Raw genomic sequence first — 22484 nt, forward strand, 5'->3', positions numbered from 1 at the left:
GGCTCTACCACGTCTTGCGTTCCGCGGGGAACGCCGCCCCTAGGTCTATGGACGGCTCACGTCATCGCGTTCCCGCGGGGCCGCCATGCGCCGCGAGGAAGGTGGTGACCTCCCGCGCCGCGGCCGCGGTCGCCGCACGGTCGGCCGGGTCGTCCTCCGCCATGTCGAAGGCGTGGTGCGCGCCGGGATAGACGACCGTCCGGATCATCCCGGGGTGCCGGTGCGGCAAGCCGAGGCAGGCGCGCCACCCACCGAAATTGTCGGCCTCCCCGAGCAGCAGAAGCACCGGCCCGGCCGGCGGCCCCATGGCCGCCGTGTCGCGGCACCCGGCGTAGAAGCCGATCGCGCCCCGGACCGACCCGGGCGGCGCGCCGGGCAGCATGCCCAGCATGCCCATGGCCCCGTGCGACCATCCCATCAGGATCACTCCGCCCGGTGCTGCCCAGGGCTGCGCCGTCACCCAGGCCAAGGTCGCCGCCGCATCGGCGGGGCGGATGGTCCGCGCGCCCTCCGGCCGGCTCCAGGAGTGCCCGCATTCCGCGGCCAGGCCCCGGCTGCCGAAGCTGTCGGGCCAGATGACCGGGTGGCCCGCAGACAAGAGGAGGTCGGTCCAGGCCTGCTCGCTGCGGAAGAGGCGGATCGGTTCGTCCGCGCCGCCGATCCCCCCGCAGGCATGCAAGGCGATCACCGCGGCACGCCCCGGCGGTGCCCCCGCCGGCGGCCGGAACAGCAGCGCGCGGAGCGTCACGCCGGGACCGGGGACCGCGACCTCCACCCCCGCCGCCCCCGCGCCGCGCGGAAGCAGGAGCAGCAGGCACAGCAGGAGCACCCCCCGACGCATCGTCCGAGCCTGCGCCCGGCGCCGAGCCCGGTCCAGCCATTCGCACCGGACATGCAGCGAAACCCGCTGCCCGCCTTGGCGACGCCCGCGGGCGGCGGCACCATTCGGCAATGGACTTCGCCCCCTTTCCCGTCGGCCGCCCCCGCCGCAACCGCTGGGACGCCGCGACCCGCCGCCTCGTCGCGGAGAACCGCCTTTCGACGGACGACCTGATCTGGCCGGTCTTCGTCATGGAAGGCCAGGGCGCCTCGACCGACGTGCCCTCGATGCCCGGCGTGATGCGCGTGACCGCCGACCGGATCGTGGACCATGTCGGCCCCGCGGTGGACCTCGGCATCCCCGCCGTCGCGATCTTCCCGGCCACGCCGTCTGAACGGAAGGACGGGGAGGGCACCGAGTCCCGCAACCCCGACAACCTGATCTGCCGTGCCGCCCGCGCGCTGACGAAGGCCTATCCGGACCTCGCGCTGGTCGGCGACATCGCCCTCGACCCCTACACCGATCACGGCCATGACGGCGTGATCCGAGACGGCCGCATCGCGAACGACGAGACGCTGGAGATCCTCGGCGCCCAGGCCGTGACGCAGGCCGAGGCAGGCATCGGCATCATGGCGCCGTCCGACATGATGGACGGCCGCATCGGCGCCCTGCGGCGCGCGCTCGACGCGCGCGGCTTCATCGGCACGCGGATCATGTCCTACGCCGCGAAATACGCCTCCGCCTTCTACGGCCCGTTCCGCGACGCCGTGGGATCGGGCGGCGCCCTGAAGGGCGACAAGAAGACCTATCAGATGGACCCCGCCAATTCCGACGAGGCGATGCGGGAGGTCGCGATGGACCTGGCCGAGGGCGCGGACATGATCATGGTCAAGCCCGGGATGCCCTACCTCGACATTGTCCGCCGCGTGAAGGACCGCTTCGCCGTCCCCACCTTCGCGTATCAGGTGAGCGGCGAGTACGCGATGATCGCCGGTGCCGCCCGCAACGGCTGGCTGGACCGGGAAGCCGCGATGATGGAAAGCCTTCTTGCCTTCAAGCGCGCCGGCGCCGACGGCGTCCTCACCTACTTCGCCGTGGACGCCGCGCGCCGCCTGAAGGCCGGGTAGCCGCTACCCCGCCAGGAAGCCCAGAACCGTCTCCACCTGGTCCGGCGCCATCAGCGCCGGTGCGTGACCGACGCCGGGAACGGTGAACAGGGACGTGCCCGGCCGCGTCGCCATCCGCTCCGCCGTCGCCGCGTCCAGCAGGTCGCTCTCCGCCCCGCGGATCACCAGCACGGGCATGCGCAGCGCCTCCCAGAGCGGCCAGATCGCGACGTCCCCGATCGGACCGGCCGCGTAGGGCTCGGCGATCGCTGGATCGTATTGCAGCGCCACGCGGCCGCCTGCCGTCACGCGCCCGCTGGTCTCCGCGAGGTGCCGCCACTCCGCGTCGGACAGCGGCCCGAAGGGCGCGTGCACGGCGCGCAGGTGCGCCTCCAGCGCCGTGAAGTCGTCGAAGAGCGGCACGAGCGAGATGTAGGCCCCGATTCGGCGCAGCGCCGCCGCCGGCACGAAGGGGCCGATGTCGTTCAGCACCATCCGGCGCGGCGCAACGTCCGGCATCGCGCCGACCGCCATGCCGATCAGCCCGCCCATGGACGTGCCGACCCAGTCGCAGGGCCGGCCAATCGCGCGCAGCAGCGCAGCGAAAGCCGCGGCATAGGTCGGAATGGCGTAGAGCCGGCCGGCGGGCAGCCAGTCGCTCATCCCACGCCCGAAGACGTCAGGGCAGATCACGCGCCGCCCGCGCGCGGCCAGCGCCCGCGCGAGCACGTCGAAGTCGCGTCCCGTGCGCGTCAGGCCATGCACGCAGATGACCGGTTCGCCCTCGGCCGGCCCCCACTCCACCCAGCGCAGCGTCGCCGCGACCCCGCCGCCGAGGTCGCAGCGCATCAGCCCGGGGCGTGGCTCAGGCGATCCCATCGCCCCGCAGGCGCGCGACGTCGGACGCGTTCAGGCCGAGGCCCGTCAGCACCTCCTCCGTATGCTGCCCCAGCAGCGGCGAAGCGGAACGGTAGGACGGCGGCGTGGCCGAAAGCCGGACGGGGTTGGCGATGACCCGTACCTTCTCCCCACTCGCATGGTCCATCTCGACCACCACGCCGCGCGCCTTCACGTGCGGGTCCTCGAACACGTCGTGGAGCGTGTTGATCGGCCCGCAGCCGATCTTCGCGGCCTCCAGCGCCTCGACCCATTCCTTCGTCGTGCGGGACTGCATTACCGGTATCAGCGTGTCGGTGACGAGTTGCCGGTTGCCGACGCGTGCCGCGTTCGTCGCGAAGCGGTCATCGCCCAGCAACGCTTCCTGCCCCGTCAGGCGGCAGAAGCGCTCGAAGGTCGGGTCGTTGCCGACCGAGAGCACGATGTGCCCGTCCTTCGTCGGGAAGACCTGGTACGGCACGATGTTGGGATGCTGGTTGCCGAGCCGCGGCGGGTTTTCCCCCGTCGCCAGGTAGTTCATCCCCTGGTTCGCCAGCCACGCGACGCTCGTGTCGAGCATCCCGATGTCCACCCGCTGCCCCTGCCCCGTCGCGTGCCGGTGATTCAGCGCCGCGAGGATGCCGATGCAGCCATAGAGACCCGCGAAGAGGTCCGCGACGGGCACGCCGACCTTCTGCGGCTCGCCCTCCGGATCGCCGGTCAGCGACATCACCCCGCCCATCGCCTGGATCAGCGAATCGTAGCCCGGGCGCGGCGCATAGGGCCCGGTCTGCCCGAAGCCGGTGATGGAGCAGTAGATCAGCCGGGGGTAGCGGTCCTTCAGGTCCTCCCACCCCAGCCCGTACTTCGCGAGCGCCCCGACCTTGAAGTTCTCGACGAGGATATCGGCCTCCCCGAGGATGCGATGGATGATCGCCTGCCCTTCGTCCTTGGCGATGTCGAGCGTGACCGACTTCTTGTTCCGGTTCACCCCGACGAAGTAGGCGCTCTCCCGCGTTCCCGGCATGGTGGGCGGCGCGAAGCCCCGCGTGTCGTCGCCGGCGCCGGGCCTCTCGATCTTCACGACCTCCGCGCCGAGGTCGCCGAGCATCTGCGTGCAGGTCGGGCCGGCGAGCACCCGCGTCAGGTCAAGGACCTTGATCCCGTTCAGCGCGCCGGGATTCATGCGCGCGCCTTCAGCAGCGCGTTCACCCGGGAGGACCGCGCGACGGTCCCGCCGCGCACGAAGGCCTCGTGGTTCTTCTCGATGTCGTCGCGGTCGTAGAGGTAGTTCACCATCAGTCCGTAGGATTCCTTTATCCCCTTCGACGCCGTGTTGCCGAGCCAATTGATCCGCTCGAGCCGCGCGCCATTGCCCAGGTGGAAGCGGGCGACGGGGTCCATGCGGCCGGGCGGGGGCTCGGTCAGGTACAGGGCGCAGGCCCGCATGAGCGCGGGACGCAGGGCGTCCCCATGCAACGTGTCGAGCGCCGTGCCAACCCGGTCCAGCTCCTCCTTCATCTCGGCCATCTCGCCGCCCTCGGCGGCCTGCCCATCCAGCCAACGCCGCAGCCCCGGCACCGGCGAGAGGGTCGAGAAGGTCTTGAGCTGCGGCAGTTCCGCCTTCAGGTCCTCGACCACCTGCTTGATGAGGAAGTTGCCGAAGGAGATGCCCCGCAGCCCCTCCTGGCAGTTGGAGATGGAATAGAAGATCGCGGTATCCGCCTCGGCGGCCCGCGCTGCCGCCCCGTCCTCGTCGATGCGGGACAGCAGCGGCTGCACGGCCGCGGCCAGCCCAGCCACCAGCGCGACCTCCACGAAGATCAGCGGCTCGTTCGGCAGGGCGGGGTGGAAGAAGCCATAGCAGCGGCGGTCGGCCTCCAGCCGGCGCCGCAGGTCCTCCCAGCCCTGGATCTCGTGCACCGCCTCGTAGCGGATCAGTTTCTCCAGGATCGCGGCGGGCGTCTGCCAGTCGATGCGCCGCAGCTGCAGGAAGCCGCGGTTGAACCAGGACGTGAAGAGGTGCTTCAGATCCGCATCCAGCGGCCCGAGCGCCGGCTCCTTCGCCACGCGCTTGAGCAGCCCTTCGCGCAGCTCGACGAGCGCCGCCGTCCCGCCGGGGGACATGTTCATCCGGCGCAGCAATTCCTGCCGGGGCGGCTCTGATGCCGCGGAGAGTTTCGAGACGTTCGCGGGGCTGGGATCGGCCAGGTAGGCCTCGGCCGCAGCGCGCAGCCGCTTCGGCTCGGGGTCGAAGCCCGTTGCGAGAAAGAGGTGGAAGGCCTCCCGGTCCGCCGGCGAAAGCTCGCGCAGCGCCGTCATCAACTCCCGCGCCACGGCGGCACCCGACGCCTCGCCACGCTCGGCCAGCAGCGACGTCGCCAGGCCCTTCGCCCGCTCCAGCGGCGGCACGGAGGCCCCGAAGGTCGGCACGAAGGCCCGGCCGTGATCGGCGATGGAGGTCCACAGCCGCTCGAACCAGGATCGGGCGGAGGGCGGCGCCGTCGCGGCGCCGGCCTCCAGGGTCGTCGTCGCCTCGGACAAGGCAGCATCCCTCCGCGTCCAGATTTGCTGGAAGGTGCGGTCGGTTACGCCCCGGGTCCAGGGGTGGTCAGGTCGCTCCCGCAACCGTCACCCGGCGGCCCCCGCGGCGCGGGCGACGGCCATGGCGATCTGCGGCGTGATCACCCCGGCTGCGGAGACCGGCACCCCCGCCGCCGCCAGCAGGTCCAGCGCCCAGGTGTTGCAGGTGTAGGCGAGCGAGTAGGGCGGCCCGGCCTCCAGGAACACGCCGCCGCTTTCCGTGCGGCGCACCAGAAGCGGCCGCCCCTCCGCGTCCCGCGCCAGGTCGCCGGCCACGGCACGCGCCAGGCGCCCCGGCCCGTCCGGCGGCACGTCGAGGGCCAGCGCACCGTCCGGCACGCCCGCCCTCGGCGCGATCAGGATGGCGGCCGGGCCGGGGACGAAGGCGCGCAGAAGCTCCACCGGCCCCGCGGAATCCGCCGCGAAGTAGTCGCGCGAGCCGAAGGCGACGCCGAGGAACCCCGGCCCCGGGAAGGGCGGCGGCAGCGCGGCCTCGGCCGGCCAGTCCAGCAGCACCTCGGTGTGGACGAGCGACGCCTCGACCAGCCAGACGGTCCGGAACGGACCGGCCGCAACGGCGACGCCCCGTCCGTCGGCGACGGGACGCTCGACGCGCGCGCACCCGGCGAGGGGCGCCGCCATCGCGGCCAACAGCGCGCCCCGGCGCCCCACGCCCCAACCTTGCAACCCGCCCTGCCTCCCATCATGGTCCGCCGCCCTGCCGGGAGGATACCGCCGATGCTCGACACGCCCCACCCCACGCCCGCCGCGCCGCTGACCGATCCCTTCGCGCTGGCGAAGGCGCTGTCCGGCCTGCACTTCATCGGCGGCCGCTACGTGCCCGCGCGGTCCGGCAAGACCTTCGCCGTGGTCAACCCGGCCACGGGGCAGGAGGTCGCGCGCGCGGCCGAGGGCGACGCCGCCGATGTGGACGCGGCGGTCACCGATGCGGCACGGGCGCAGAAGGAATGGGCCCGGATGCCCGCGCGGAAGCGTGGCGCCCTCGTCGGCGCCTGCGCCGCGCTGCTGAAGGAACACCAGGACGAGCTGGGCCGCCTGATCGCGCTGGAAACCGGCAAGGCGCTCCGCACCGAATCCCGCGTCGAGGCCGGCGTCGTCGCCGACGTCTTCGAGTTCTTCGGCGGCCTCGGCGGCGAGCTGAAGGGGGAGACGGTGCCCTTCGCCCCAGACGTGCTGTCCGTGACGGTGCGGGAACCGCTGGGCGTCGTCGGCGCGATCATCCCCTGGAACGTGCCGATGCTGCTGATGGCGCTGAAGGTCGCGCCGGCGCTGGTGGCCGGCAACACCGTCGTCGTCAAGTCGGCGGAGGAAGCGCCCCTCGCCGTGCTGCGCATCTGCGAGCTGATGAACCGGATCCTGCCGCCGGGCTGCTTCAACATCCTCTCCGGCTTCGGCCCGGATTGCGGCGCGCCGCTCGTCTCGCATCCGAAGGTCCGGAAGGTCACCTTCACCGGCTCCGTCGAGACCGGGAAGATCGTCTCCAGGGCCGCGGCGGAGAAGCTGATCCCCGTCACGCTGGAACTCGGCGGCAAGTCGCCGATGATCGTCTTCGCCGATTGCGACTTCGAGAAGACGCTGTCCGGCGCCCTGACCTCCATGCGCTTCACGCGCCAGGGCCAGTCCTGCACCGCGGCGTCCCGCATCTACGTCGAGCGCCCGATCTTCAAGCGCTTCGTGGACGAGATGGCCAAGCGCGTGGACGCCATGGTCATGGGCGACCCGCTGGATGAGAAGACGGACATCGGCACCATCGTCTCCGAAGGCCAGTTGGAGAAGGTTCGCGGCTTCATCGAGGAAGGGAAGGCGACGCCGGGCGCCGAGGCCCGCGCCTGTTCCGCCATGCCGACCGACCCCGCGCTGAAGAAGGGCCTGTTCATCCAGCCCCACATCTTCACCGGCCTGTCGAAGGATAGCCGCCTGGTGCGGGAGGAGATCTTCGGCCCCGTCACCGTCATCTTCCCCTTCGACGACGCGGAGGCGGTGCTGGAGGAGGCGAACGACAGCGAATACGGCCTCGCCGCCTCGCTCTGGACGAACAACCTGAAGGTCGGGCTGACGCTGGCGCACCGGCTGGAAGCGGGGCTGGTGCAGATCAACCAGAACCTCGTCGTGCAGGCGAACCTGTCCTACGGCGGCGTGAAGTCGTCGGGGCTGGGGAAGGAGGCGTCGCTGGAGGCGATGCTGGAGCACTTCACGCACAAGAAGACGATCATGGTGAATATGGCTTAACAAGCCGTCAGACTTGGCGCAGATTGATTAGCGACATGGATTCCTCGCTGCAAACGCTTTCGAAGATCTTCTCGGAGCGGTTATTCCGAATTCCAGATTACCAGCGGGGTTATGCCTGGACAGAAAAGCAAGTCCGAGATTTTTGGAATGATATTGAGCAGCTTAGCCCGGATACGAGCCACTACACGGGCGTTCTGACGCTGGAAAATGTACCCGCTTCCGAGTATGCGCGCTGGGACAACGATCTCTGGATAATCGCGGCAAAGAATTATCAGCCATTTTTTGTTGTCGATGGACAACAGCGGCTAACAACGGCGGTTCTACTCATCCAGGTTATTTTAGAGTCTCTCCCTGACGATGGAAAGCTAAACTTTACAGACAAAGCCGACATCAAGCGCAAGTTCATCGTCGACTCTAAAGATGGCTTTATTTCGAGGTCGTACGTATTCGGTTATCAGGCAAACAATCCAAGTTATATTCACCTGAGGGCCAAGATTTTTAATGAAAACGTTGCGGATCAGGCAGAGGACACAGTTTATACTCAAAATTTAGACAGAGCCAAAGCCTTTTTTCGCGAGAAGGTCTCAGCATTGGGTAAAGATGCATTAGAGATTTTATATCGTAAGATTACGCAGAGTTTACTATTTAATGTGTTTACGATATCCTCAGAAGTGGATGTATGCGTTGCGTTTGAAACGATGAACAACCGAGGGAAACCGCTCTCTTACCTTGAACTGCTTAAGAATCGTTTGATCTATCTGACGCTTAAGCTTCAGGACACCGTACACGAGCAAGTGCGGCTTCGGGAGGTTATAAATGATTGCTGGCGGGCGATCTATCATAACCTTGGCCGGAATCGTGAGCGAACATCTGACGATGACCGCCTTCTTACGACCCACTACGTAGTTTATTTCGGCGCATCTGTACCTGAGCCGGAACTAGTCGCGCGCACCTACTATCTGAGATCAGGTCGGAATCAAAGTTCGCCAGCAGCTGATCTGCTCGAGCAGACTTTTATTACGCGAAACATTGGCCCTGATGTCAAGCCCGAAAAGCGGATCACCACGTTGTTCATTCACGACTATGCGCAATCACTCCAGGAAGCTGCGAAAACCTGGTTTGGGTTATACAGCCCCCTTCGTTCCGATTTCGATACAACCTCTCAGATTTGGCTCGATAAGCTCACCAGGTTGAACGCAGACGATTTCGTTCCGCTTCTCCTGGTTACTATGCAGCTCTCGGTCTCCGATTTGAAGAAAGTTCAGTTACTCAAGGCGGTTGAGCGGCATCTTTTCGTCATGATGTTGAGTCCAAACAGGTACTATCTCCCGCCGCCATATATTCGCGGAAGCTACGAGCCGGCCCTGCTAGCGATTCGGCTGAAGGCGGGAGATATCACATTGGATAAAGTTGTGCAGGAAGTTGTGCGGTCAACCGATCAGTTACTGAACGACCCAGATTTGATGAGATCAGTATTCGCTAAATTTCGGAGTGACGGTTGGTACGAGTGGCCGGGCTTACGCTATTTCCTTTTCGAGTACAATCTAGATGCCCAACGTCGCTCCAAAACCGAACGCACAAAGTTGCACTGGCCTGAGTTCAATGGGAAGCGAGAAGATTTCATGACTGTCGAGCACATCTACCCCCGAAGTGCTCGTCATCCATACTGGCAATCACAGTTCGATGGATTCACCACCCAGCAGCGAAAGGCGCTTCGCGAATCTCTCGGAAATCTCCTACCATTGTCTCGAGGCAAGAACGCAAGCCTATCGAATCGGCCTTTTCCGGAGAAGGCACATGGCGAAACGGACACCTATGTCTCATATACGTACGGCTGTTACGCCGAAAATGAAGTCAGCCGCAAGAAGGATTGGAGCCCAGCAGAAATAACTGAGCGGGGGTTAAAGTTGATTGGATATCTGGAGAGGCGCTGGCAGATTCATCTTGGAGACGACAACGCCAAGTTGGACATATTGGGAATTCCTTTTATGGCAAGTACCTAACTGCTCAACTGCCAACACCCTAAACAGCGTACATTCTGCAGATCAGCGCTGCCTCTGAGTCGGTTCGCTCTCACCCATAACACCGTACCGAAACGACCGCCTCCTGCGCAGTCGCAGCGATCGCACTCGCCCCCAACCCCCGCCCGCCACTCACCCGCCCCACCGTCACCCCGTTCTCTCGCAGGAACCCCTCCACCGTCTCCCCGCGGATCGCGAAGTTGATGTTCTGCGGCACCGTCCCCGTCGCGCGCAGGACCGTCAGGTCGTTCACCCGCGCCTGCACCACCCCGATCACCCCGCCCGAATCATCGATCACCGGCCCGCCCGAATTCCCCGGCTGCACCGGCGCCGTGATCTGGAACAGCCCGGTATTCCCGTTGATGCCCGACTGCGCCGAGACGATCCCCGTCGTCAGGTTCAGCCCCGTGGACAGCGGCGACCCGGCGTAGGGGTAGCCGAGCACGACGACGCTTTCCCCCAACTGCGTCCCGCCCGGCCCGTTGAACCGCAGGAAGGCCCGCGACGGCTCCGCCGACGTCAGCAGCGCCAGGTCCCGCCCCCGGTCCGCCGAAACGACGGACAGCGCCCTCCCCCGGTCATCTTGCAGCGCCGCGCAGCCCGCGACGACGTGCGCGTTGGTCACCACCTGCCGCGCCGAGATGTAGAACCCCGTTCCCGAAGACCGCGGCCGCGCCTGCGCCACCGCCGCCCCCGGCTTGCCCGGCACGACCCCGACCGGCCCGCTCGGTGGCACCACCGGAGGCGCCTCGGCGTAGCCGGGCTGCACGCCCGCCGCCCGGGGCGTCGCGCCGACGACGTAGCTCCGAACCGGCTGATTCGTGTTCGGGTCGTAGAATGTCACGACGCTCCCACCCGGCGGGACAGGCCCTACCCCGGGCGGCGGCCCGAGGACCGTTCCCTGCGGCGCGCAACCCGCCAGCACCGTGCCGACCACGCCCACCGCCAGCCCCTGCCGCGCGCCGATCCGGTGCATCACCCGCCATCCCCGCCCAGGAAATCCTGGGTGGACATTGTAGGAAGGGCAACCGCAACCGGAAATCACGCCGACCCGTCCGTCACCCTTCGTCACCGGTCACATCCCCGCAGGTCGCCCCCGCCGCGAGGGGCGTCCCCCGATAGGCCCGCCGCGCCGGGCCTGATACAGGCGCGTCCATGCCCTCCGCCGACCGCCAGGCCGACGCGCTGCGTCGCCTCGCCGCCCACCTCGCCCCGACGCTGAAGGCCGATCTCGGCCTCCGCCTCTGGACCGGGGAGACCCTGCCGCTCGGGCCGGAGGCCCGTGGCGACCTGGCCTTCGCCATCAACAGCCCCGCCGCGATCACCCGACTGCTGCGATGGCCCCGCCTGACGACGCTGGTGGAGCTGCTGGCGACCGGCGACCTGGACATCCAGGGCGGCACGCTGCTGGACCTCGCGGCCCGCGCCGGCGCGGCGAACCGCAAGGCGGCCAAGGGTCTCGACAAGCTCCTGCTGGCCCGGACCGCCCTGCCCTTCCTTCTCGGCAGCACCAAGCCCACCGGCAGCAACGCCTTCGCCGGGGGCCAGCAGGACACGCCGGACGAGGGCCGCGACGACAAGGCGCTGATCCAGTTCCACTACGACCTGTCCAACGCCTTCTACGCGCTCTTCCTGGACCCGGAGATGGTCTATTCCTGTGCGTACTTCCCGGACCCGGCGATGGACCTGGCCGCGGCGCAGCAGGCGAAGCTGGAGATGATCTGCCGCAAGCTCCGACTCCAGCCCGGCGACCGGATGCTCGACATCGGCTGCGGCTGGGGCGGGCTGGTCTGCCACGCCGCGCAGCACCACGGCGTCACCGCCTACGGCGTCACCCTCTCGCAGGCCCAGCACGACTTCGCGCAGGACAAGATCGCGCGCCTCGGGCTGCAGGACCGCGTCACCGTCGAACTCCGCGACTTCCGCTCGATCGAGGGCCGCGAGTTCGACAAGGTCGCTTCCATCGGCATGTACGAGCACATCGGCCTCGACAACCGCGACGCCTATTTCGGCAAGATCAAGTCGCTGCTCCGCCCGCGCGGCGTGTACCTGCACCACGCCATCGCGCGCCCGATGAAGCGCAACGAACGCGCCTTCCGCCGCAAGCGCCCGGAATTCGCGGCGCTGGTGAACTACATCTTCCCGGGCGGCGAGCTCGACCACATCGGCGGGACGACCGACGCGATGGAGCGCAACGGCTTCGAGGTGCACGACACCGAAGGCTGGCGCGAACATTACGGCCGGACGTGCCGCCTCTGGACCGAACGCCTGCACGCCAACCGTGACGCGGCGGTAGCCGAGGTCGGGGCGGCGAAGACGCGGATCTGGCTCCTCTACCTCGCCGGCGTCTGCCTGGCCTTCGAGCGGGGGACGGTCGGCATTTTCCAGACCGTCGCCACGAAGCGCACCCGCGGCCCCGCCGGGCTGCCGCCGTCGCGTGCCGACCTCTACGCCTGACGCCCGCACGCCGGAGCAGCCCGCCTGGCCCCGCACCTCCGCGCCTGGATCGACCTTCCGGAAACCTTCGCAGCGAACGGCGTCGCCGAGCGCACGGTCGAGGGCGCGGGCGTGTCCCTCGTCACGGTCCGCATGCCCGCCGGGGCCGCGGCGGACGGCCGCAGCCACCCGCATGAGCAATTCGCGCAGGTCCTCTCCGGCATCGGCGCGCTGACGACGGAGCAGGGCGAGCGCCCCTTCGGCCCCGGCAGACTCTTCCACTTTCCCGCCGGCACCTGGCACGCCGCATGTTTCGAGACGGAGACAGTCCTGGTCGAGACGAGCCTGCCGACGTAACGGCATCGCGGGCCGCGCCGCCGCGTCTTGCGACCCGCCCGCGCCGACGCCTTATGCCCGAGCATGGCCCTGACCCCGCGCCGCGCGCGTTCCCCCTGGCGCTGGTTCCGCCGCCTGCTGGCCGTCCTGATCGGCCTCCCGCTGCTCGCGCTCGCGGCGGTCGCGGGCGTGATCTGGTACACCCTCCCCGGCACCGACCAGGCGCTGCGCGTCGCCGGCCTGTCGCAGCCCGTGGACATCGGGTTCGACGACCGCGGCATCCCCCGCCTCCGCGCCGCGAACGAGCGCGACGCCGCTATCGCCATGGGCGTCCTCCACGCCCGCGACCGGATGTTCCAGATGGAGATGATGCGCCGCGGGGCCTCCGGCCGCCTGTCGGAGGTCGCCGGCGCCGCCACGCTCCGCATGGACCGCACGGTCCGCGTCCTCGGCCTGCGCCGCCGCGCCGAGGCCGACCTCGCCGTCCTCCCCGCCGACACCCGCGCGGCGATGGAGGGCTACGCCGCCGGCGTGAACGCCTGGATCGCCGCCCGCGGCCGCTTCGCCGCGCCGGAGTTCCTGCTGCTCGGTGCGCCGGAGCCCTGGACGCCCGTGGACTCCCTCCTCTGGGGCAAGGTGATGGGCCTTTGGCCTCAGGCTCCTACCGGACCGACCTGGAACGCGCCCGCCTCGCCCAAACCTTGCCCGCTGACCGCCTGGCCGAACTCTGGCCGACCGACGACAGCCCGGGGCGGCCGGACCTCGCCGCGCTCGACGCGCCGTCGCGGCTCGCCGCGCTGCCGGCGCCCGAGATGCTGGCCTCCCTGCTCCAGGCCATCCCGGCCTGGGGGACCGGGGCGCCGCTGCCTCCCTCCGCCTCCAACGCCTGGGCCCTAGCGCCATCCCGCAGTGCCACCGGCGGCGCGCTCCTCGCCTCCGACCCCCATCTCGGCTTCGGCGCGCCGATCCTCTGGTACCTCGTCCGCATCGAGTTCCCGGATGGCCGCTACCTCGCCGGTGCCTCCTCCCCCGGCGTCCCGCTCGTCGTCATCGGCCGCAACGAGCGCGTGGCCTGGGGCTTCACGACGACGCATTCCGACACGCAGGACGTCTTCATCGAACGCCTCTCCGGCCCCGACGCCATCGAGACGCCCGACGGCCCCCGGCCCTTCACGATCCGCGAGGAACGAATCGCCGTCCGCGGCCGTCCGGACGAGGTCATCCGCATCCGCGAGACCCGCCACGGCCCCGTCATCTCCGACCTCGACGACCAGCCGCAGGGCGACCGCGTCGTCTCCGTCGCGATGGCGAACCTGGCGCCGGCGGACACGGCCGCGGCCGGCCTGCACGCGCTGAATCGCGCGCGGTCCATGGCCGATGCCCGCCGCGCCGCCGCGCTCATCACCTCCCCGCCGCAGAACCTGATCGTGGCCGACGCGGCAGGCGGGGTCGCGATGTTCCTCACCGGCCGCACGCCGGTCCGCGCCGGCGGGGACGGGACGATGCCCCTGCCGGGCTGGGACGGGTCGGGCGACTGGACGGGCTGGGTCCCCTTCGACTCCCTTCCCCACGTCGTCGCGCCGGAGAGCGGCGCCGTCGTCAACGCCAACAACCGGGTCCAGCCACCCGATTCCGACGTCTTCCTCGGCCGCGACTGGTACGGTGACTGGCGCTTCCGGCGCATCGGCGAATTGCTGCGCCAACGCCCCCGCCACGCCCCGGGCGACATGGCCGCGATCCAGGCCGACCCCGTCTCGGTCTTCGCGCGGGAGAGCCTGCCCGTCCTGCTCTCGATCCCCCGCCCCGCCGGGCCGGCAGGGGCCGCGCGGGATCTCCTGACCCACTGGGACGGCGGCGCGAGGCCCGAGGCGCCGCAGCCCCTGATCTTCAATGCGTGGTGGCGCGAGTTCGGGGTCCTCGCCCTCGAGACGGCGGGCGTCCAGCGGGAAGCCTGGTCCCCAAGCGCCGAATTCGTCCGCTTCGTTCTCTCCCCTGCCGGCGCCCACTGGTGCGCGCCCGGCGCGCCGCGGACCGTGCCGCCGGCGGCCACCGCCTTGCCGGCCCGTGGCGCGACGGGCCAGCCGGCAGCGACGTCACTCCTTGGCGCCTTGGCCGGCCCGCCGCCGGCCGGCCCACCGATACCGGCCGGGGGACCCGTCGCCGGCGCCCGTGGGGATCTGGCGCAGGCGGGAACCCCTCCCGCGCCCGGGACGGACAACCCCTCGGCACCCCGTCCCGACCCGGCCCTGTCGGCCGGCACCCCGTCCATGGCCGGCACCGCCACGCCCCGCGCCGCACCGCCTCCCCCGCCTGCGCCGCCCTCGCCGCCCGCGCCCTGGAGACGACGGTCACCCGGCTTTCCGCACGCTTCGGTCCGGACCCCGCGCGCTGGCGCTGGGACGACGCGCACCGTGCCCGCTTCGAGCACCCGCTGCTCCGCTTCGTCCCCGTCATCGGCGACTGGCTGCGGATCGAGGTCCCGACCCCCGGTGACGGGGAGACGGTGAACCGCGGCGGCCTGGCTCGCGACCTGTCCCATGTCCACGGGCCCGGCCTGCGGATCGTGATGGACCTCGGCGCCCGGCCGGACAGCCCCGACGCCGTCGCCGCGATCATCGCGACGGGCCAGTCGGGCCACCCGTTCTCCCGCCACTGGCGGGACCTGAACGCCGACTGGGCCGCGGCGCGGCTGCTGCCGCTCGCGCCGCGGGCGAATGCGGCCGCCCGCCTCCGTCTCGACCCATGACCGAAACCAAAGGGAAAGGCCGGCGCTTCGGCATGGACGAAAGCCGCCCTTCGGCGGAGAATGCGGGATCCATGCTGCAACGCGCCCAGAGACGCCCGCAGTTTTTCTATACGACGGCACCCCTGCCCTGCCCCTACCTGCCGGGGCGGACGGAGCGGAAAATCGTGACCGAACTCTCAGGTGCCGAGAGCGAGGCGCTGCATGACCGCCTCTCCCGAGCCGGGTTCCGGCGCAGCCACAACATCGCCTATGCCCCGGTCTGCCCGGGCTGCCAGGCCTGCGTTCCCATCCGCATCGTCGTGGACGAGTTCATCCCGTCCCGCACGCAGCGCCGCATCATCAAGTCCAACCTCGACGTGATGACGCACGAGGTCCCGGCGCGCGCGACCGCCGAGCAGTTCGCGCTGTTCCAGCGCTACCAGCGCGCGCGCCACGGCGACGGCGACATGGCGGCGATGGGCTATTACGACTACCGCGCGATGGTGGAGGACACGCCGATCTCCACCATGATGATCGAGTTCCGCGACGCGCCGGACCGGCTCGTCGGCGCCTGTCTTACGGACTGGCTCAGCGATGGCCTTTCCGCGGTCTACTCCTTCTTCGACCCCGCGCTGGCCTCGCGTTCCCTCGGCACCCAGGCGATCCTGCACCTCATCGCGCGGGCCCGACAGTTGCGACTGCCCTACGTCTACCTAGGCTACTGGGTCCCGCAGAGCGCGAAGATGGCCTACAAGGCGCGCTTCTTCCCGAGCGAGATCCTGACCGCCGGTTCGTGGCACCGGCTGAACGGCGCGGCGCCGCCCGCGGAGGTTCTGGTGCCGGAAAGCGTCGGCTGAACGGCGTGCCTTGCCACCCCGGGCATCGTCCCGGAACATCCGCGGCGTGGACCTCCTTGAAAGCCTCGGCCTTCCCGCGCCCGCGCTGAACGCGACGGGGACGAGTAGCCGCGCCGGGGCCGCCCGCCTCTCCCCGCGCGTGCGCGCCGCGATGGACGCGGCCGCGGCGGCGTCCTTCGACATGGTCGCGCTGCACGGCGCAGCGTCACGACGGATCGCGTCGATTCTCGGCGTGCCGGCCGGGATGGTCACGACCGGCGCGGCGGCAGCCCTGGCGATCGGCGCGGCTGCTGCCATCGCGCGCGACGACGTGCGCCGCATGAACCGGCTGCCCGACACGGACGGGACGCGGCACGAGTTCCTCATCGCCCGGAGCCACCGCAACGCCTACGACCGTGCGGTGTGCCTTGCGGGCGCGCGCCTCGTCGAGGTCGGCATCCCCGACCGCCGCACCAGCGCCGGCGTCCGCGACGCCGAGCCCGGCGACTTCGCCGACGCGATCGGCCCGCGCACCGCCGGCATCCTGTACCTCGCCCAGCCCGACTCCGAACCGTCGATCGAAGCCCTGGTACCGCTCGTCCGCGCGCACGACCTCGTCCTGCTCGTGGACGCCGCGGGACAATTGCCGCCGGCTGACCTGCCCGCCCGGCTGATCGCCGCCGGCGCCGACCTCGTCGCGGTCAGCGGCGGGAAGGCCATCGGCGGTCCGCCCGGCACGGGCCTCCTGCTCGGACGCGCCGATCTCGTCGCCTCCGCGCTGCTGCAGTCGCTCGACCTCGACTACTTCGAGGGCACCTTCGTCTCCGACCCGGCGGTCGCGCCGGCCTTGCGGGACCCCGCGCGGTTGCCGATCCACGGGATCGGCCGCGCGATGAAGGTGGGGAAGGAATCCATCGCCGGCCTGCTGGCCGCGCTGGAAGAGTTCACGGCCGCCGACCCGCGGATGGAGGCGGAGCGGCGGCGCGGCATCCTGGAGGAGGTCGGGACGGCGCTCGGCCGGCCGAACGGATGGACGGTCACCCTTGCCGAGGGCGACACCCCCAGGCCGGAGCTGACCGTGGGTCCGGCCGACGCCGATGCCGTCGCGCTCGCGGCGTCCCTGGCCCGCATGCAGCCGCCGGTGCTCGTCGGTCACCGCTTCCTGCGGGAAGGACGGCTCGTGCTCGACGCGACGAACCTCCGGACGGAGGACGCGGGCCCGCTCGCGCAGGCGTTGCGCGCGGCCGCTTCGCCAGACTGAGGCGGCGGGCCGCGACCCGTCAGGGTCGCTGTCGTGTCAGCAGCCCGCAGGCCACCGCACGGTTCGTCGGCGTCGCGTGCTGGTAGCAATAGTCGAGGGTGTCGTTGTCCACGACGGTGCCGGTGAAGTGGCCGTCCTCGTCGGTCATGACGAAGCGCCGGCCATCCACCGAAAGCGCGCCGACGATACGCTCGCTCACGCCGGTGGAAGACAAGACTCCCCAGAAGGTCCTCCCGTCTTGTCCCTCGAAGCGGAAGACGAAGCGGGATGTCGTGCGCTGGTAGGTTTCATGCCCCGGCACGGCCTCGCGCCCGCTCTGCGCGTGTCGGGTCGGGCCTTCGACGATGTGCGCGGTCTGCGACGGGAGCCATGTGCCGCGCAGGTCGGGGACACCCTGCGCCTGCGCGCCGCCGGCAAGCATGGCCATCAGCCCGGAGATCGCGATGAGGTCCTTCACTGGCCGCCTCCTCCTGTCCAGGATCGACAACGTAACAGCCATCCTTGACTTTCGGGTAGCATGTATCGGACCATGGCTATCCAGAAACGACCTGCATCGCCGCAAGTTAACCCGTCACGGATGCGCCGTCTTTTTGAGACGGCATGAATACGACGTCGGTGCAATATTTGAGACGTCTCGCGACGTAAGGCAGGTCGGTGCTGCCCCGTTGCCAGCATCGCCAGAGGAGGACGCATGATCCCCGTCGTTTCGTCGCCCGACCTGCCGCGCGCCGCCGTGCATGGGAAGGACGACCCGGCCGTCCGCTGGGCCGGCGCTTTCGCCACCTGCGGCGGCCACGGCGCCGCGCAGTCCTCCACCATCGTTTATGAGATCGAACCCGGCGGGCGCCTGGGCTGGCACACCGACGCCACGGAGGAGACGCAGTACATCATCGCCGGCCAGGGCGAGTTGCGCATGGAGGATGGCGTGCACACGGTCGGCCCCGGCAGCGTCTTCGTCCTGCCCACCGGCGTGCGGCATGACCTGGCCAATGTCGGTGACGTGACGTTGCGCGCCGTCGCCTTCTTCGCGGCGGCCATGTTCACCCAGACCTTCGACGACGTCATGCTGCCGCCGGATACTCACGTGCTCGGAACACCGAACCGCAGCGGCTGACGACGGCGTGCGTCCCGCGCGCCGTCCGCCTGGCCCGGCCTACTCCTCGAACCGGTTGCTGCGGGGGAACCCGTGCGGCGGCTGCTTTCCCGCCGCCCCGCGGTTCGCCCGCCAGGGCGCCAGCGCCGTCTCGGTCCGCGTCCGCCCGCCCTGCACCCAGGTCAGCCCCTCCCGCCGCGCGTCGAAGACCTTCAGGTCGGACAGCCCCCCGTCCTTGTAGCCCTGGAGCGTGACGCCGCGTCCGCGCGTCATCTCCGGCACCTGCTCCAGCGGGAAAACGAGCATCTTCCGGTTCTCGCCGACGACGGCGACCGTGTCGCCCTCCGCCGGCACGCAGGCCACCAGCCGGTCCGGCGCGTCCACCATCAGCACGGTCTTGCCCGTCCGCTTCTCCGCCAGCAGGTCCTCCGCCTTGCAGACGAAGCCCTTGCCCGAGTGGGAGGCCAGCAGGAAGCGCGACCCGTCCTTCCAGACGAAGGCCGTCACGACCTCGTCCTCGTTGCCCAGCTCGACCATCAGCCGCACCGGCTGCCCGTCCCCGCGGCCGCGCGGGATGGAGTCCGCCTTGATCGTATAGGCCCGCCCGTTCGTCGCGATCAGCCCGATCCGGTCCGTCGTCTCCGCGTGCAGCATGAGGGCGAGGGCGTCGCCCTCCTTGAAACGCAGGTTCGAAGCATCCTCCAGGTGCCCCTTCTGCGCGCGGAGCCAGCCCTTCTCGGAGAGGATGACGGTGATCGGTTCGCGCTCGACGAAGGCGTTCTCGTCGAACTCGACCGCGACCGCCTTCGCCTGCACCGTGCGCCGCTTGCCGAGCGGACCGTCGCCGAACTTGCTGCGGACCGCCTCGATCTCCTCGGCGATCCGCCCCCACTGCGCCTTCTCCGAGGCGAGGAGCTTCTGCAGCCCCTTCAGCTCCCTCGTGAGCCGCGTGTGCTCCCGCCGTATCTCCATCTCCTCCAGCTTGCGCAGCGCGCGCAGCCGCATGTTGAGGATGGCATCCGCCTGCACCTCGGTCAGCGAGAAGGTCGCCATCAGCGCGGCCTTGGGATCGTCCTCCTCCCGCACGATGCGGATGACCTCGTCCAGGTTGAGATAGACGATGAGGTAGCCGTCGAGGATCTCCAGCCGCCGCTCGATCGCGGACTGACGATGTTGCGACCGACGCACCAGCACGACGCGCCGGTGGTCGAGCCAGGACCGCAGCACCTCCCGCAGCCCCATCACGCGCGGCGTGCGGTCGGCGTCCAGCACGTTCATGTTCAGGGGAATGCGGGATTCCAGCGGCGTCGCGCGGAACAGGCTCTCCATCAGCATCGCCGGGTCCACGGCGCGCGACTTCGGCTCCAGCACGAGGCGGATCACGTCCGTGCTCTCGTCCCGCACGTCCGCCAGCAGCGGCAGCTTCTTCTGCTCCAGCAGCTCCGCGATCATCTCGATCAGTCGGGACTTGCCGACCTGGTAGGGGATTTCCGTGACGACGACGTGCCACGTCCCGTTCTTGAGGCGCTCGACTTCCCACTTCGCGCGCAGCCGGAAGCCGCCGCGGCCCGTCTCGTAGGCCGTCAGGATGCTCTCGGGCGGCTCCACCATGATGCCGCCGGTCGGGAAGTCCGGCCCGGGCATGTGGCGCATCAGTTCGGCCGTGGTCGCGGCGGGGTTGGCGATCAGTTCCAGCGCGGCGGAGCAGACCTCGCCCGCGTTGTGCGGCGGGATGGAGGTCGCCATGCCCACCGCGATCCCGTTCGCGCCGTTCGCCAGCAGGTTCGGGAAGGCCGCCGGCAGGACGACCGGCTCCTGCTCCTCCCCGTCATAGGTCGCGCGGAAGTCCACCGCATCCTCGTCGATCCCTTCCAGGAGCGACTTCGCGACCTCCGTCAACTTGGCTTCGGTGTAGCGCATCGCCGCGGGGTTATCCCCGTCGATGTTCCCGAAGTTTCCCTGCCCCTCAACGAGCGGGTAGCGCGCCGCGAAGTCCTGCGCGAGCCGCACCAGCGCCTCGTAGACGCTCGCGTCGCCGTGCGGGTGATACTTGCCGATGACGTCGCCGACGACGCGGGCGCACTTCTTGAACCCGCCCGCCGGATCCAGCCGCAACTGCTGCATCGCCCAGAGCAGCCGGCGGTGCACCGGCTTCAAGCCGTCGCGCACGTCCGGCAGCGACCGCGCCATTATCGTGGACATGGCGTAGGCGAGGTAACGCTCGCTCAGCGCGCCGGCGAGCGGCGTCTCGTTGATGCGGCCGCCATCCGGCACGGGGGTCTTCACGTCGTCGGGCATTGTTGCTCTCGCGCCATGTTCCTGCTTCGTTCGCGCTTCCCCTTTCTAGCAGGGGGGACACGTCCGCGCCAGCGCCGCGGGGCCACGGTGGACGGCCCGGCGCGCCCGGGTCTACCCCTTCGCGCCGGCCTTTCGCGCCGGAATGGGAGAGTGCGGAATGGCCTTCGGCACGGTGCGCGGCGCGGGGTTCGCGGCGGTGGTTGTCCTGGGCCTGACGCCGGCCTCCCTCCTGGCTCAGGGCGGGGGTCTGGCGAAGCCTCCGCCGCTTGGGGCGCCGGTTCCCTCGCGCCCGGTGCCGCCGCCGGCGTCGCTGGTGCCCCCGCCGCCCGCGCCTCCCGGCCTGGCCCTGCGGCCCGCGGACGCGGCCAACCTGCCTCCTCTCGCCCCGGACCAGCCGGTCCGGGTCCAGCTCCGGCGCGGCCAGGCCGCCTTCTTCCGCGTCTCGCCCGAGGCCGGGGAGGCCTACGTCGTGACGACGCGACGGCTGGAGCGCAACACCGACACGCTGCTGCGCGCCCTCGATGCCGGGGGAGAGACGGTCGCCGAGGACGATGACGGCGGCGAGGAGGCCCTCGCCTCCCGCCTCGAGGTCCAGCCCGGCGACGGCGTCGCGCTGATCCGCGCCGGCACCCTGGGCGATGCGGGCGGCGCCTTCGAGCTCGTGCTGGCCCGCGACACCCCGCGCGCCACGCCGGACTACGCGACGACGCCGGAGGCGGCCGCGAACCGCCCGCCGCTTGTCGTAGGCGAGGCCGTGCCACTGCGGCTCCGCGGCGGCCAGTTCGCCTATTTCCGTTTGCCGGAGGACCGGACGGACCTCTCCGCCCTCACCCGCAACCTCGCGCGCAACACGGACACCGTCCTCGCCCTCATCGGCAAGAACGGGGAGGTGCTGGCGGAGGACGACGATGGCGGCGGCTCCCTCGCCTCGATGCTTGCCCTCGGCGAAGCGCCCAACGCGCTGCTGCTGCGCGCGGGCATCCTCGGCAACTCCACCGGCGAGTTCGAGCTCGTCCTCGTCCGCGAGGGCCCGCGCGCGCCGCCCGACTTCCCGACGAGCCTCGACGCGGCCCGCGCCCGCGGCCCGCTCGCGGTCGGGACGAACCTGACGATCCGGCTGGAACGCCGCCAGCAGGCCTTCTTCGCTTTGCCGCAGGGACAGGACTTGGTCGCCCTCACGCGCAACCTCCGGGAGAACGCGGACACGGTCCTCGCGCTGCTGGACGCTGGGGGTCAGGTGATCCTGGAGGACGACGACGGCGGCGAGGGCCTGGCCTCCCGCGTCGCGACGTCCGACGCACCGCGCTCCGCAGCCTTCCTGCGCGCCAGTGTCCTCGGCGACAGCGGCGGGACCTTCGACCTCGCCATCGAGGCCGGCGAGCCCGCGCCGCCCGAGGACGCCTATGCCCGCGACGTCGCCGAGGCGGCGTCGCGCCCGCCGCTCGCCGTGGGCGAAGCCGTCTCGCTCCGCCTCCGGGCAAGCCAGTCGGCCGTCTTCGCGCTGCCGCGGGAAGACCGCGAGCTGCTGGCGATGACCTTCGGCCTGGGACGCGGCGTGGACACCGTGCTGGAATTGCTGGACGAGCGGGGGAACGAGATGGCGGAGGACGATGACGGCGGCGACGGCCTGGCCTCGCGCCTCGCCATTCAGCCGGGCGCCGCTCCGTCCTTCATCCGCGTGCGCCTGCTGGGGGATCGCCCCGGCTCCTTCAGCGTCGTCGTGATCCGCCGGGCACGCTGAGCCCCCGACGGTGACGGTGCGGGGCGCCGTCACCGTCCCACGGACGTCGCGCCCTCCCTCCCGGCCGGAGCGTCGCACAGCCCGGCCGCGAGCGTGCCCGCC

At 70.2% G+C, this 22484-nt stretch carries 18 protein-coding genes and 2 pseudogenes; 12 read left to right on the forward strand and 8 right to left on the reverse strand.

Annotated elements, in window-relative coordinates:
• Window positions 1-61 precede the first annotated feature (61 nt).
• Window positions 62-829 (reverse strand): dienelactone hydrolase family protein, encoded by a 768-nt coding sequence (locus tag ACE7GA_RS00520; RefSeq protein ID WP_376094122.1) that lies wholly within the window; start codon window positions 827-829, stop codon window positions 62-64.
• Between the two features lie 122 nt (window positions 830-951).
• On the opposite strand from ACE7GA_RS00520, the gene hemB reads away from it, so the two are divergent.
• On the forward strand, window positions 952-1947 hold the full coding sequence (gene hemB / locus ACE7GA_RS00525; RefSeq protein WP_376094125.1) for a porphobilinogen synthase: 996 nt from the start codon (window positions 952-954) through the stop codon (window positions 1945-1947).
• 3 nt (window positions 1948-1950) lie between these two features.
• On the opposite strand, the gene ACE7GA_RS00530 is transcribed toward hemB, so the two are convergent.
• The 4 genes from ACE7GA_RS00530 to ACE7GA_RS00545 all read right to left on the reverse strand — a co-directional run bounded on the left by ACE7GA_RS00530 (window position 1951) and on the right by ACE7GA_RS00545 (window position 6057).
• Window positions 1951-2775 carry an alpha/beta fold hydrolase gene (locus tag ACE7GA_RS00530; RefSeq protein ID WP_376094129.1) on the reverse strand — a complete coding sequence of 275 codons (825 nt, stop codon included), beginning with the start codon at window positions 2773-2775 and terminating at the stop codon, window positions 1951-1953.
• Between the two features lie 16 nt (window positions 2776-2791).
• Window positions 2792-3988 (reverse strand): CaiB/BaiF CoA transferase family protein, encoded by a 1197-nt coding sequence (locus ACE7GA_RS00535; protein ID WP_376094132.1) that lies wholly within the window; start codon window positions 3986-3988, stop codon window positions 2792-2794.
• Window positions 3985-5346, reverse strand: a complete 1362-nt coding sequence (locus ACE7GA_RS00540; RefSeq protein ID WP_376094135.1) for a malonyl-CoA decarboxylase — start codon at window positions 5344-5346, stop codon at window positions 3985-3987. The genes ACE7GA_RS00535 and ACE7GA_RS00540 overlap by 4 nt, the downstream gene beginning before the upstream one ends.
• 87 nt (window positions 5347-5433) lie before the next feature.
• Window positions 5434-6057, reverse strand: a complete 624-nt coding sequence (locus tag ACE7GA_RS00545; protein WP_376094138.1) for a DUF2459 domain-containing protein — start codon at window positions 6055-6057, stop codon at window positions 5434-5436.
• Window positions 6058-6123: 66 nt separating this feature from the next.
• On the opposite strand from ACE7GA_RS00545, the gene ACE7GA_RS00550 reads away from it, so the two are divergent.
• Both ACE7GA_RS00550 and ACE7GA_RS00555 read left to right on the forward strand, forming a co-directional pair.
• A complete protein-coding gene (locus ACE7GA_RS00550; protein ID WP_376094140.1) occupies window positions 6124-7635 on the forward strand; it encodes an aldehyde dehydrogenase family protein in 1512 nt (503 codons plus the stop codon).
• Between the two features lie 35 nt (window positions 7636-7670).
• Window positions 7671-9638 (forward strand): DUF262 domain-containing protein, encoded by a 1968-nt coding sequence (locus tag ACE7GA_RS00555; protein ID WP_376094143.1) that lies wholly within the window; start codon window positions 7671-7673, stop codon window positions 9636-9638.
• 70 nt (window positions 9639-9708) lie between these two features.
• On the opposite strand, the gene ACE7GA_RS00560 is transcribed toward ACE7GA_RS00555, so the two are convergent.
• Window positions 9709-10632, reverse strand: coding sequence for a S1C family serine protease (locus ACE7GA_RS00560; RefSeq protein WP_376094146.1), 924 nt, complete (start codon window positions 10630-10632; stop codon window positions 9709-9711).
• Between the two features lie 179 nt (window positions 10633-10811).
• Between ACE7GA_RS00560 and ACE7GA_RS00565 the strand changes: the two genes are divergently transcribed.
• The 7 genes and pseudogenes from ACE7GA_RS00565 (at window position 10812) to ACE7GA_RS00595 (ending at window position 17250) form a co-directional block, all read left to right on the forward strand.
• Window positions 10812-12113 carry a class I SAM-dependent methyltransferase gene (locus ACE7GA_RS00565; RefSeq protein WP_376094149.1) on the forward strand — a complete coding sequence of 434 codons (1302 nt, stop codon included), beginning with the start codon at window positions 10812-10814 and terminating at the stop codon, window positions 12111-12113.
• A 111-nt stretch (window positions 12114-12224) separates the two neighbouring features.
• Window positions 12225-12449, forward strand: a complete 225-nt coding sequence (locus ACE7GA_RS00570) for a cupin domain-containing protein (protein ID WP_376094152.1) — start codon at window positions 12225-12227, stop codon at window positions 12447-12449.
• A 63-nt stretch (window positions 12450-12512) separates the two neighbouring features.
• Window positions 12513-13016 (forward strand): annotated as a pseudogene (locus tag ACE7GA_RS00575) (penicillin acylase family protein); the annotation flags it as partial.
• A 113-nt stretch (window positions 13017-13129) separates the two neighbouring features.
• Window positions 13130-14383 (forward strand): annotated as a pseudogene (locus ACE7GA_RS00580) (penicillin acylase family protein); the annotation flags it as partial.
• 53 nt (window positions 14384-14436) lie between these two features.
• Window positions 14437-15174, forward strand: a complete 738-nt coding sequence (locus ACE7GA_RS00585) for a penicillin acylase family protein (protein ID WP_376100546.1) — start codon at window positions 14437-14439, stop codon at window positions 15172-15174.
• A 71-nt stretch (window positions 15175-15245) separates the two neighbouring features.
• Window positions 15246-16010 (forward strand): arginyltransferase, encoded by a 765-nt coding sequence (locus tag ACE7GA_RS00590; RefSeq protein ID WP_376094155.1) that lies wholly within the window; start codon window positions 15246-15248, stop codon window positions 16008-16010.
• Between the two features lie 46 nt (window positions 16011-16056).
• The gene (locus ACE7GA_RS00595) at window positions 16057-17250 is read left to right on the forward strand and encodes an aminotransferase class V-fold PLP-dependent enzyme (protein WP_376094158.1); all 1194 of its coding nucleotides are present in this window, start codon (window positions 16057-16059) and stop codon (window positions 17248-17250) included.
• Window positions 17251-17269: 19 nt separating this feature from the next.
• Here the strand turns inward: ACE7GA_RS00595 and ACE7GA_RS00600 are convergent, their stop codons facing one another.
• Window positions 17270-17707, reverse strand: a complete 438-nt coding sequence (locus tag ACE7GA_RS00600) for a hypothetical protein (RefSeq protein ID WP_376094161.1) — start codon at window positions 17705-17707, stop codon at window positions 17270-17272.
• Window positions 17708-17941: 234 nt separating this feature from the next.
• Between ACE7GA_RS00600 and ACE7GA_RS00605 the strand changes: the two genes are divergently transcribed.
• The gene (locus ACE7GA_RS00605) at window positions 17942-18364 is read left to right on the forward strand and encodes a cupin domain-containing protein (RefSeq protein ID WP_376094164.1); all 423 of its coding nucleotides are present in this window, start codon (window positions 17942-17944) and stop codon (window positions 18362-18364) included.
• 39 nt (window positions 18365-18403) lie between these two features.
• Here the strand turns inward: ACE7GA_RS00605 and parC are convergent, their stop codons facing one another.
• Window positions 18404-20641 carry a DNA topoisomerase IV subunit A gene (gene parC / locus ACE7GA_RS00610; protein ID WP_376094167.1) on the reverse strand — a complete coding sequence of 746 codons (2238 nt, stop codon included), beginning with the start codon at window positions 20639-20641 and terminating at the stop codon, window positions 18404-18406.
• Between the two features lie 157 nt (window positions 20642-20798).
• Between parC and ACE7GA_RS00615 the strand changes: the two genes are divergently transcribed.
• A complete protein-coding gene (locus ACE7GA_RS00615; RefSeq protein WP_376094170.1) occupies window positions 20799-22382 on the forward strand; it encodes a hypothetical protein in 1584 nt (527 codons plus the stop codon).
• Window positions 22383-22484: the final 102 nt, after the last annotated feature.

It is taken from the genome of Roseomonas sp. CCTCC AB2023176, from assembly GCF_042259275.1.
GTDB lineage: Bacteria > Pseudomonadota > Alphaproteobacteria > Acetobacterales > Acetobacteraceae > Roseomonas.